Below are 9,951 nucleotides of genomic sequence, written 5' to 3' on the forward strand. Positions count from 1 at the left end.
ACCCCGGACTCAATTCCCCCCTCGTATATTCCCCGCAACCCCGCCCGCCACGCCGCCAATCGCGGCGCCCGTCCAGGCGCTGCCACCGGCGATGGCGGCAATCCCCGCGCCCGCGGCCGCTCCAATCGCCGCCCCGGACATGGTCCCTTGCTGTTTCGGCGTCATGTTCGTGCACGCCGCAAGCGTCCCTATCGCGACGCCGATGACTAAGGTTCGAATAGCTTTCATGACGGCTCCTTCAAGGCTTGCGCTGCATGCCGGGAACGACGACCTCAAACCACAAGGTCTCGATCACCGGACGCTCCAGCCGCGAGGGGTTCGCGGCATACCAGCTGTCCAGGCTCTGTCGTACCGTATCCAGGGTGTGCATTTGCAGGCCCTTGGAAAACCTGGGCACCAGGGTCTGAGTGTCCGGCGGCGCGCGGCGTTGCTGATACGCGCGTTCGACTTCAAGCAGGTTGGCAATCCCCAATAGATAGGCTTTCTTGAGATTGGCGTCGGACTCCGTCCATTGCTTGCCTGTAATGATGGGGGCGGGGTCTGACATTTGCGCCACGCTGGGCGTGGTGGTCAGCAGGGACAGCGCCAGCGCTGCCGGACCTAACAGGTGTTTCACTTTCATCGCATCGCTCCTCGCGGGCTTAAAAGATCAAAAACAACCTTTGGATACCGTCCGCGAAAACCGGGCCAAGCAGGCCCGCGCGGAAATCGGCATCACTGAATTTATGCCTGAACGCAGGCGGCGGCAAGCAAGGTTTTGGGGGAGGGCAAGCGGCGCAGGGGTCGCGGGCCGCCGCCATGGCGCGTAAAATGCGCCGCTTGACGCCGGCATTCGCCGGCGTCGTGGATTGGACGCATGCGTACCGGATTGTCCCGTCGCCTTCCTCGCTTTGCCTCGGCCGCCGATTTCGGGCGGCTGTTGCTGCTGCTGTTGCTGGTGGCGCGGGCCTGGGTGCCGACCGGCTACATGCCCGATGCCGACGCGCTGCGGCAAGGCCGGCTGGCGCTGGGCTTCTGTACGGCGGGCGGCAACGTCATGGCGGCGCTGCATTCTCTGGGTGAACGGCAGGCGCCTGGCGATGGCCATCAAGCGATGCACGGCGATCACATGCTGCACGCCGACGAGGGCCACCACGGCCATCACGGCGCGGGGCATGACGACGAACGTGGCGCCGGGCAAGAATGCCCGTTTGGCCTGAGCGCGCATCAGATCCTGAACCTGCCGCCGTTGGCGGCCGTGGCGCCCGTGCTGTTGCGCTGGCTGGCGCAGCGCCCGCCAAAGGTGGAAGGCGTGCGCCCGCCCATGCCGGCCGCGGGCCCGCCCTTGGGGCAACGGGCGCCACCCTCGATACGCGGATAAGCCTTTCCGCCATGCGCCCCGCGCGCATGCTTGCCGCCCGACAGGGGCGGCGTTGTTCGTATTCGAGAATCCCATGTCCACGCACACCCTGGATACCGCCTCCGCGCCCGCTCGCGCGCGGGTTGCGGGCCGTAGCGCCTTGCTGGCGCTGATCACGCGCCTGCACTTTTACATCGGGCTGTTTGTCGGCCCCTTCATCTTGGTGGCCGCCGTCACCGGCACGCTGTTCGTGCTGACCCCGCAGATTGAAAACCTGCTCTATGCCGACCAACTGCACACCACGTCCACCGGGCCGGCACAGCCGTTGGCCAACCAGGTGCGGGTGGCGCAGGAGCGCATCGGCCCCGGGCCGCGCCTGTTTGCCGTGCGGCCCGCGCCCTCGCCCGGCGACACCACGCGCGTGATGTTCACGCAGCCCGGCATGGGCGATTCGGAAAGCCGCGCGCTGTTCGTCGACCCCGTCACGCTGGACATCAAGGGCGACATGATGGTCTACGGCACCAGCGGCACGCTGCCGTTTCGCACCACGCTGGACTACCTGCATCGCAACCTGATGCTGGGGGCGCTGGGCCGCAACTACAGCGAACTGGCCGCGTCCTGGATGTGGCTGGCCACGCTGGGCGGCTTGGTACTGTGGTGGGCTGGGCGCCGCCGCAAACTTGCCGCGAATCAGGCCGAGGCCCAAGCCCGCAGCCCCAGGTTGCGCGCGCGCCGCTGGCACAGCTTGCTGGGGCTGTGGTTGGCGCTGGGGCTGCTGTTCCTGTCCGTCACGGGCCTGACCTGGTCGAACTGGGCGGGTGGCCGCGTGGACCAACTGCGCGCGCAACTGGGCTGGATCACGCCGGCGATCACGCTGAAGCTGCCCGGGGCCGGTGCCACGGCCGGCCCCGCGATGGGCGGCGGTGAACACGCGCATCATCACGGCGGCATGCAGATGGGGGGCAACGGGTCCGCAACCCCCATGGCAACCCCCGTGCCCGCGCTTCAGGACCCCGCCCGGGACTTCGACCGCATCCTGCAAACCGCGCGCCAAGGTGGCATCGACAGCACGCAGTTGGAAATCCGCCCGCCGCGTAGCGCCGACCAAGGCTGGATGGTGCGCGAGGTAGACCGTTCCTGGCCCACCCAGGTCGACACCATCGCCATCGACCCCGCCACCTACACGATCACCAGCCGGGCCGACTTCGATACCTTTCCGCTGATCGCCAAGCTGATCCGCTGGGGTGTCGACATGCACATGGGCATTCTGTTCGGCTGGCCCAATCAGTTGCTGATGGGCGCGATTGGCGTGGCGCTGTCCACCATGATCGTGCTGGGTTATCGCATGTGGTGGTTGCGGCGGCCCGCTGCCGGCGCGGGCGCCCAGACCCTGACCCAGGCCTGGGCCGCCCTGGGCTGGCCCGCGCGTATCGCCACGTTGGCGGTGGCGGCGGCGCTGGGTTGGTGCCTGCCCGTCATGGGGGTGAGCCTGCTGGCGTTCCTGGTGGTGGACGTGCTGCGCTCGTGGCGCCTTCAGTTGCCCACGCGCCGCGCATAGCTGGCCAGCACGATGCGCTCGGACTGCGCCAGGTAGTCCTTCAGCGCATCGGCCGCCTTGCCGAATTCGCCGGCTTCCACGCTTTGCAGAATCTGCTGGTTCATGTCGGCATAGGGCGCGTGCAGGAATTCCGGGTCTTGCAGCAGCCCGAAGACCAGCCGCAGTTCGGCCAGCAATAAGGAAAACATGGCGTTCAGCCGTTCACTGTCGGCCAATTCCACAATGGCCATGTGAAACGCCATGTTGGCGGTGCCCACGCCCGGCCAGTCCTGGCGTTCGCGGCAGGCCAGGGCGTCTTCCACCGACTGGCGCATGCGCTGGCGCGCCGGATGGTGCGGGTACGCCTGCGCCAGCGCCTGGCATTCAATCATGCGCCGCACACGATAAATATCAATAATGGAAGCCATGCTGGGCACGGCCACCGCCACCCCCCGGTTGGGCGAGTGAGTCAGCAGGCCTTCCTTGGTCAGGTTGCGAAACGCCTCGCGCAGCGTGTTGCGCGAGACGTCCAGCGATTGCGTCAGCGCGGCTTCCGACAGCCGCTGGCCGGGCATGAATTCCCCGTTGATCAGGCGGCGGCGGATCTGCTCGGTAACCTTGTCGGTCAGGGTCTGGTGCGCGGCGGGCAGCGTCATAGGCGAAGGAGGGCAGTGGTCCGGTAGTCAATCCGGTAGTGAAATTACCGATAGGCGAAAGCCTGGCTTTGATCTACCATACTAACCAATTTGTAGAACAATTGTGTAACTATCGTTCCACGATCAGCGTCAAAGGTGCGTGCGTCGGCGGACTAAGGATCAGACATGGCTGAGATCGATTTAAACAGTGACTTGGGCGAAAGCCTTGGCGCCTGGCGCATGGGCGATGACGAGGCCATGCTGGCCGTGGTGTCCAGCGCCAACGTGGCCTGCGGCTTCCATGCGGGCGACCCGGCCGGCATTCTGAGCACCTTGAAAGCCGCGCGCGCCAACGGCGTAACGGTGGGCGCGCATGTGTCCTACCCCGACCTGACCGGCTTTGGCCGACGCAACATGGACGTGGCCAGCGCTGACCTCGTGGCCGACATCATCTACCAGATTGGCGCGCTGAAAGGCCTGGCCGCCGCCGCCGGCACCGAGGTGCGCTACGTCAAGCCGCATGGCGCGCTGTACAACACCATCGCCCACGACGCCCGCCAGGGTAATGACGTGATCACGGCCATTCTGGAAATCGATCCCAGCCTGGTGCTGGTGGGCCTGGCCGGCGCGCCGCTGTTGACGCTGGCGCAAGAGCGCGGTCTGCGCGTGGTGGCCGAAGCCTTCGCCGACCGCGCCTACACCCCGCAAGGCGCGCTGGTGTCTCGCCGCGAAAAGGGCGCCGTGCTGCATGACCCGAAGGCGGTGGCGCAACGCATGCTGCGCCTGGTGCAAGAGGGCGTCGTCGAGGCCATCGACGGCAGCCTGACCCGCGTGCAGGCCGATTCCATCTGTGTGCACGGCGACAGCCCCGGCGCGGTGGACATGGCGCGCGCGCTGCGTACGCAGCTTGAGCAGGCCGGCGTCAGCATCCGCCCGTTCGCGGCCGCTGCCCCCCTGCAATCCGCCTAGGAGCCGGCGTGCGTTTCCTGCCTGTAAATACCGACGCGCTGTTGGTTGAGCTTGACGACCTGGAGCAGACCCTGGCGCTGTTCGCCGCGCTACAGGGCCGCCCGATTGAAGGCGTGACGGAACTGGTGCCCGCCGCCCGCACCGTGTTGGTGGTGTTCCAGCCCGGCGTGGTCTCACGCGCTGCGCTGATCGCCGACATCGGCGCGCGCGACACCTCCAGCCGCGTGGCGCGCGACGGCAAGCTGATCGAAATTCCCGTCCATTACAACGGCGAAGACCTGGACGACGTGGCGCAGCACCTGGGCATCACGCGCGAAGAAGTCGTGCGCCGCCACACGGGCGGCACCTACAGCGTGGCCTTCACCGGCTTTGCGCCGGGCTTTGCCTACCTTAGCGGCGGCGACCCCACGCTGGACGTGCCGCGCCGCAAGACTCCGCGCACCCGCATCCCGGCAGGCGCCGTGGCGCTGGCGGGCACCTTCAGCGGCGTGTACCCGCAAGCCAGTCCGGGTGGCTGGCAGATTTTGGGCGTGACGCCGGTCGCCATGTGGGATTTGAACCGCGAGACGCCCGCGCTGTTGCAACCGGGCTATCGCGTGCGATTTGTCGACGTGGGCGCGGCATCGGTAGCGGCCACGTCCGCTGCATCGTCGGCATCGACGGCATCCGCCGCCTCGGCCACGTCGACGGCATCCGCTGCATCTACCGCATCCACCACATCGCCCAGCGCCGCGCGCGCGATATCCGCCACCCCCGCGCTGGAAGTCGTATCGCCCGGCTTGCAAGCCGTGTTCGAAGACCTGGGACGCCCCGGTCAGGCACGCCAGGGCGTGGCCGCCTCCGGCGCCATGGACCAAGGCGCGCTGCGCGCCGCGAACCGGCTGGTGGGCAACGCACCCGGTGAGGCCGCCATTGAAATCGTCTACGGCGGTTTCCAGGTGCGCGCCCATGGCCCGTGCGTGCTGGCCGTAACCGGCGCACAGGGCAACATCGCATTGCGCGACGCCGCCGGTGCAAGCTGGACGGTCCCTGGCTACCAAGCCTTTGCCATGGACGACGGCGACACGCTGACCCTGGCCCAACCCGACGCCGGCATCCGCTACTACCTGGCGGCGCGCGGCGGCTTTGCCGTAGAGCCCGTGTTGGGCAGTTGCTCTACCGACACGCTGGCCCGCGTCGGTCCCGAAGCGCTGGCGGCCGGTGACCGCGTCGGCATCCGGCCAGCCGGGCAGGGCGCCATCGTGGGCGGGCCCGAAACGCCGCCCGCCGATCTGCCGCGTACAAGCGCCGAGGTGGTGCTGGACGTGGTGCTGGGGCCGCGCACCGACTGGTGCGATGCCGACGCCGTGGCGCTGCTGTCGCGCCAGGCCTGGACCGTGACGCCGCAATCCAACCGCGTCGGCATCCGCCTGCAGGGGGACGCGCCGCTGCAACGCGCCAACCATGCCGAGCTGCCCAGCGAGGGCACCCGCAAGGGCTCGATCCAGGTGCCCGCCAGCGGCCAGCCCGTGCTGTTCCTGGCCGACCATCCGCTGACCGGTGGCTACCCTGTCATTGGCTCGGTCGCGCCCTGGCACCTGGACCGCGCCGCCCAAATTCCCATCGGCGCGCGCGTGCGCCTGAACCCCATTTCCGACTTCGTTGCGGTTGATGTGCCCGCCGTGCAAGTCACCCCGACATAACGTGAACCCGCCTGCCATGAAGAAAGTCCTGATTGCCAACCGTGGCGAAATCGCCGTCCGCATCATCCGAGCCTGCGCCGACTACGGCGTGAAATCCGTGGCGGTCTATGCCGACGCCGATTTCGACGCGCTGCACGCGCGCATGGCCGACGAGGCCCATGGCCTGGACGGCGACCGTCCGGCGGATTCCTATCTGAATATTGACAAGCTGCTGGACGTGGCGCGTCGCAGCGGCGCGGACGCGGTGCATCCGGGCTACGGCTTTTTGTCGGAAAGCCCCACATTCGCCCGCGCGGTGATCGACGCCGGCCTGACCTGGATCGGCCCCTCGCCCGAGACCATCGAGCGGCTGGGCGACAAGGTCCAGGCGCGCAAGATTGCACTGGCGGTTGGTGCGCCCCTGGTGGCCGGCACGGCCGACCCCGTCAAGGGCGCCGAAGACGTGCTGGAATTTGCGCGCGAACACGGCCTGCCCATCGCCATCAAGGCGGCATTTGGCGGCGGCGGCCGCGGCCTGAAGGTGGTGTGGCGCATGGAAGACGTGGCTGAACTCTACGAATCGGCCGTGCGCGAAGCCGTCACCGCCTTCGGCCGTGGCGAATGCTATGTCGAACAATTTTTGGACCGCCCGCGTCACGTCGAAGCGCAGGTGCTGGCGGACCAGCACGGCAACGTGGTGGTGCTGGGCACGCGCGATTGCTCGCTGCAACGGCGCAACCAGAAGCTGGTGGAAGAAGCCCCGGCGCCGTTCCTTAGCGACGACCAGCGCCAGCGCATTCACGCGTCCGCGCGCGACATCTGCGCGCATGCGGGTTATGTCGGCGCCGGCACCGTGGAATTCCTGCTGAGCGCGTCGGGCGCCATCTCGTTCCTGGAGGTCAACACGCGCCTGCAAGTCGAGCACCCCGTCACCGAGGAAACCTGCGGGCTGGATCTGGTGGTGCAGCAACTGCGCATTGCCGATGGCCTGCCGCTGGGCTTCGACGAGGCCCCCGCGCCGCGCTGCCACGCCATTGAATTCCGCATCAACGCCGAGGACGTGGGCCGTGGCTTCCTGCCGTCGCCGGGCCGCATCGCCAGCTTTGCGCCGCCGTCCGGGCCTGGGGTGCGGGTGGACAGCGGCGTGGAGTCGGGCTCGACCATTCCGGGCACCTTCGATTCGCTGATGGCCAAGCTGATCGTCACCGGCGCCACCCGCGAGCAAGCCATTGCCCGCGCCCGCCGCGCGCTGGCCGAGTTCCGCATCGAAGGCGTGGCGTCGGTGCTGCCGTTTCACCGCGCGGTATTGGCGCATGACGACTTCCTGGGCGATGCATCAGGCTTCAAGGTGCATACGCGCTGGATCGAAACCGACTTCGCCAACGACCTGGAAGCCGCGGTCCGACCGGAACCGCTGGGCGCCGTGACGCTGCATCGCACGGCGGTTGAAATCGATGGCCGCCGCGTGTCGCTGGGCCTGCCCGCCGAACTGCTGCGCGGCCTGCATGCCGCCGGCGCGGCTTCGGTTGACGCCGGCCAGTCCGGCGCGGCCACCGCCAACGCCCAAAGCGTAGCGGCACCCATCGCCGGCACCATCCAGGCCTGGAAAGCCGACGACGGCGCCACGGTCAAAGAGGGCGATCTGATCGCCACGATGGAAGCCATGAAAATGGAAATGCAGGTGCTGGCGCATCGCAGCGGCGTGCTCAAGCACGAAGCGCAACCGGGCCAGGCCGTGGCGGCGGGCGCGGCGATCGGGCGCATCGACTAAGGCTTGAATCAACGGCGTTTTGCAGTAATCTAAGCCACTTGTTTTGGCCCTTGGCGAAAACCAATTGCCCAACCTGACGCGCTTATTCGCCGTGCTTGGAAGCCTGCTGCCGTTGGCAGGGTTTGCCGACGAGCCGCCCGCATCGGACGACCCGGATGCCGCCTTCGATACCAGCGATTTTTTGTTGAACCGGCAGGGCGTGTTCCCGGTTCCGATGGTGATCACGGAGCCCGCCGTCGGCTATGGCGGCGGCTTGTTCCATTTCCACACCTGGCAAGGCGACAAGTACCGTTACCTGGGCGCGTTGGCCCATGGCCGCGTCAACCTGGATTATTACGGCCCCCTGAACCAGGGGCGCGGCTACCAACTCAAGGGCACGATGCTGATCCAGCAATTGCTGGCGCGTATCGGCGACTCGCGCTGGTATGTGGGCCCGCGCTATTCCTACTTTGGTTCCGACGCGCGCTTCCGGGGAGAAGTGCCGGGCGAACTCGGCAGCGCTGAACTGGGCGAACGCATCGGCAAGCTGGCCGTCGGTATCGACGTGGCGCATAGCAAGGATCAGAACGCTTTTTATATTCAGGTCGGCAGCGCCTGGCGTTAAGCAAGCACCCGCATTATTCAGCACTGCATGGTTTGGTCACCGCAAGACGGGCACATGATTATTGAGCACTTCATTATTGGAGACGGCAATGATTCCAGGGCAGGCCAGCAGGGACGAAGACGGTGAGCGGTTCTCGCTCGTGCGGGACGATGTGTTCTACCGAATCCAACAAAAAATAGGCTTGATTCCGCCCGGCGGCGGCGGCTTCCTGCGGCGCGCCGTGCTCTACGCGATGGTCGCCTGGCTGCCCTTGGTGATCGTGGCCTGGTTGGCGGGCACCGCCATCGACCCGGCGGGCGGCGCGGAACCCTTGCTGGGCCATATCGGCATCCACGTGCGCTGCCTGGTTGCCATTCCCTTGCTGGTGGTGGCCGAGGGGGTGGCGCAGCAGAACATTCCAAAAGGCGTGCGCGAGTTCAAGCGCTCGGGCCTGGTCAGTGGTGATTTGTCCGCCAGATTTGATCAAGTGCTGGCCGACATGCTGCGCCTGCGCAACCAGGTTTTTCCGTGGATCCTTATCGCCGGTCTGGTGGTGAGCTGGACGGCGGTCTTGTTCATGTCGCCCAACCTGGACGAGATGCGCTGGGCTAATACAGAAAGCCCTTTGCTGAAGTTCGGCGTGTGGTGGTTGTTGTTCGTGACACGGCCGATTTTCTCGATTCTGCTGCTGGCCTGGGTCTGGCGTCTGGTGTTGCTGGGCATATTGCTGTTTCGCATTGCCCGCTTGCCGTTGAACCTGGTGGTGCTGCATCCCGACCGGGTGGGCGGTTTGGGTTTTCTCAGCCGCATTCCGGTGGTGTACGGGCCCATTATCTTGTCGGTGTCCGCCGTGATGGCGGGCGTATGGGCGCATGAAGTGCTTTATCACGGCGTTACCGTGCCCTCCTTATACGGGCAGATCGGGGCATTGCTGGCTGTATTGGTGTTGATGGGCGTGGCGCCCTTGCTGGTTTTCTCGCCCTTGCTGATGCGCGCAAAACGGCAAGCGCTGCTGGATTATGGCGTGTTGCTGGCGCAGCACGGACGGGCAGTGGATGATCGCTGGATACGCAAGATGGATGTGCCGGATTATCCGATGTTGAATGCGCCCGAATTGGGACCCGTGGCGGATATTCAAGCGCTATATCAATCGGTGGCGTCCATGCGCGTGGCCATTATCACCAAGTCTGTGCTGATCAAGATTCTGCTGCCGGCCGCGCTGCCATTGCTGATATTGATATCGCTGCAATGGCCGTTGAAAAGCACGCTTACCAAATTACTTTTCACGTTGTTATAACGCCCATGAAAACGAGGATTCTTCTTGACAGCCCTGTCCGGCTGCGAGGTATTCTCAAACCGCAACACTCGTCACAAAGCCTTATTTCAACGTGTAACTCCTGATGCCTGCATGAATGGGCATCGTGAATTATCGGTATGCCCCGCAGGAGAATTCCAT

At 66.1% G+C, this 9,951-nt stretch carries 10 protein-coding genes; 7 read left to right on the forward strand and 3 right to left on the reverse strand.

Annotation, left to right across the window (positions count from 1 at the left end; genetic code table 11):
* Positions 1-9: 9 nt before the first annotated feature.
* Both P8T11_RS04830 and P8T11_RS04835 read right to left on the reverse strand, forming a co-directional pair.
* Positions 10-228 carry a hypothetical protein gene (locus P8T11_RS04830; RefSeq protein ID WP_268078008.1) on the reverse strand — a complete coding sequence of 73 codons (219 nt, stop codon included), beginning with the start codon at positions 226-228 and terminating at the stop codon, positions 10-12.
* Positions 229-238: 10 nt separating this feature from the next.
* Complete coding sequence (locus tag P8T11_RS04835; protein ID WP_268078007.1) at positions 239-622, reverse strand: hypothetical protein; 384 nt, start codon at positions 620-622, stop codon at positions 239-241.
* A 234-nt stretch (positions 623-856) separates the two neighbouring features.
* Between P8T11_RS04835 and P8T11_RS04840 the strand changes: the two genes are divergently transcribed.
* Both P8T11_RS04840 and P8T11_RS04845 read left to right on the forward strand, forming a co-directional pair.
* On the forward strand, positions 857-1,360 hold the full coding sequence (locus P8T11_RS04840; protein WP_268078006.1) for a DUF2946 family protein: 504 nt from the start codon (positions 857-859) through the stop codon (positions 1,358-1,360).
* A 73-nt stretch (positions 1,361-1,433) separates the two neighbouring features.
* The gene (locus P8T11_RS04845) at positions 1,434-2,897 is read left to right on the forward strand and encodes a PepSY-associated TM helix domain-containing protein (RefSeq protein ID WP_268078005.1); all 1,464 of its coding nucleotides are present in this window, start codon (positions 1,434-1,436) and stop codon (positions 2,895-2,897) included.
* Here the strand turns inward: P8T11_RS04845 and P8T11_RS04850 are convergent.
* Positions 2,873-3,532 carry a GntR family transcriptional regulator gene (locus P8T11_RS04850; RefSeq protein ID WP_268078004.1) on the reverse strand — a complete coding sequence of 220 codons (660 nt, stop codon included), beginning with the start codon at positions 3,530-3,532 and terminating at the stop codon, positions 2,873-2,875. The genes P8T11_RS04845 and P8T11_RS04850 overlap by 25 nt on opposite strands.
* Positions 3,533-3,697: 165 nt before the next feature.
* Between P8T11_RS04850 and P8T11_RS04855 the strand changes: the two genes are divergently transcribed.
* The 5 genes from P8T11_RS04855 (at position 3,698) to P8T11_RS04875 (ending at position 9,792) form a co-directional block, all read left to right on the forward strand.
* On the forward strand, positions 3,698-4,480 hold the full coding sequence (locus P8T11_RS04855) for a LamB/YcsF family protein (RefSeq protein ID WP_268078003.1): 783 nt from the start codon (positions 3,698-3,700) through the stop codon (positions 4,478-4,480).
* Between the two features lie 8 nt (positions 4,481-4,488).
* Entirely contained in the window at positions 4,489-6,162 is a 1,674-nt protein-coding gene (locus tag P8T11_RS04860) for a 5-oxoprolinase/urea amidolyase family protein (RefSeq protein ID WP_268078002.1), read from the forward strand.
* Positions 6,163-6,178: 16 nt separating this feature from the next.
* Positions 6,179-7,912, forward strand: coding sequence for an acetyl/propionyl/methylcrotonyl-CoA carboxylase subunit alpha (locus tag P8T11_RS04865; RefSeq protein WP_268078001.1), 1,734 nt, complete (start codon positions 6,179-6,181; stop codon positions 7,910-7,912).
* A gap of 64 nt (positions 7,913-7,976) precedes the next feature.
* The gene (locus tag P8T11_RS04870) at positions 7,977-8,516 is read left to right on the forward strand and encodes a hypothetical protein (RefSeq protein ID WP_326494491.1); all 540 of its coding nucleotides are present in this window, start codon (positions 7,977-7,979) and stop codon (positions 8,514-8,516) included.
* Positions 8,517-8,604: 88 nt separating this feature from the next.
* Positions 8,605-9,792: a hypothetical protein gene (locus P8T11_RS04875; protein WP_268078000.1), complete on the forward strand. Its 1,188-nt coding sequence runs from the start codon at positions 8,605-8,607 to the stop codon at positions 9,790-9,792.
* Positions 9,793-9,951 lie beyond the last annotated feature (159 nt).

This window comes from Achromobacter spanius (assembly GCF_029637605.1).
In the GTDB taxonomy this organism is placed as follows: domain Bacteria; phylum Pseudomonadota; class Gammaproteobacteria; order Burkholderiales; family Burkholderiaceae_B; genus Achromobacter; species Achromobacter spanius_E.

Bases quoted from the DNA above. Each gene is read 5' to 3' on its own strand.
- P8T11_RS04830 (WP_268078008.1), bottom strand. From the start codon at position 228: ATGAAAGCTATTCGAACCTTAGTCATCGGCGTCGCGATAGGGACGCTT.
- P8T11_RS04835 (WP_268078007.1), bottom strand. From the start codon at position 622: ATGAAAGTGAAACACCTGTTAGGTCCGGCAGCGCTGGCGCTGTCCCTG.
- P8T11_RS04840 (WP_268078006.1), top strand. From the start codon at position 857: ATGCGTACCGGATTGTCCCGTCGCCTTCCTCGCTTTGCCTCGGCCGCC.
- P8T11_RS04845 (WP_268078005.1), top strand. From the start codon at position 1,434: ATGTCCACGCACACCCTGGATACCGCCTCCGCGCCCGCTCGCGCGCGG.
- P8T11_RS04850 (WP_268078004.1), bottom strand. From the start codon at position 3,532: ATGACGCTGCCCGCCGCGCACCAGACCCTGACCGACAAGGTTACCGAG.
- P8T11_RS04855 (WP_268078003.1), top strand. From the start codon at position 3,698: ATGGCTGAGATCGATTTAAACAGTGACTTGGGCGAAAGCCTTGGCGCC.
- P8T11_RS04865 (WP_268078001.1), top strand. From the start codon at position 6,179: ATGAAGAAAGTCCTGATTGCCAACCGTGGCGAAATCGCCGTCCGCATC.
- P8T11_RS04875 (WP_268078000.1), top strand. From the start codon at position 8,605: ATGATTCCAGGGCAGGCCAGCAGGGACGAAGACGGTGAGCGGTTCTCG.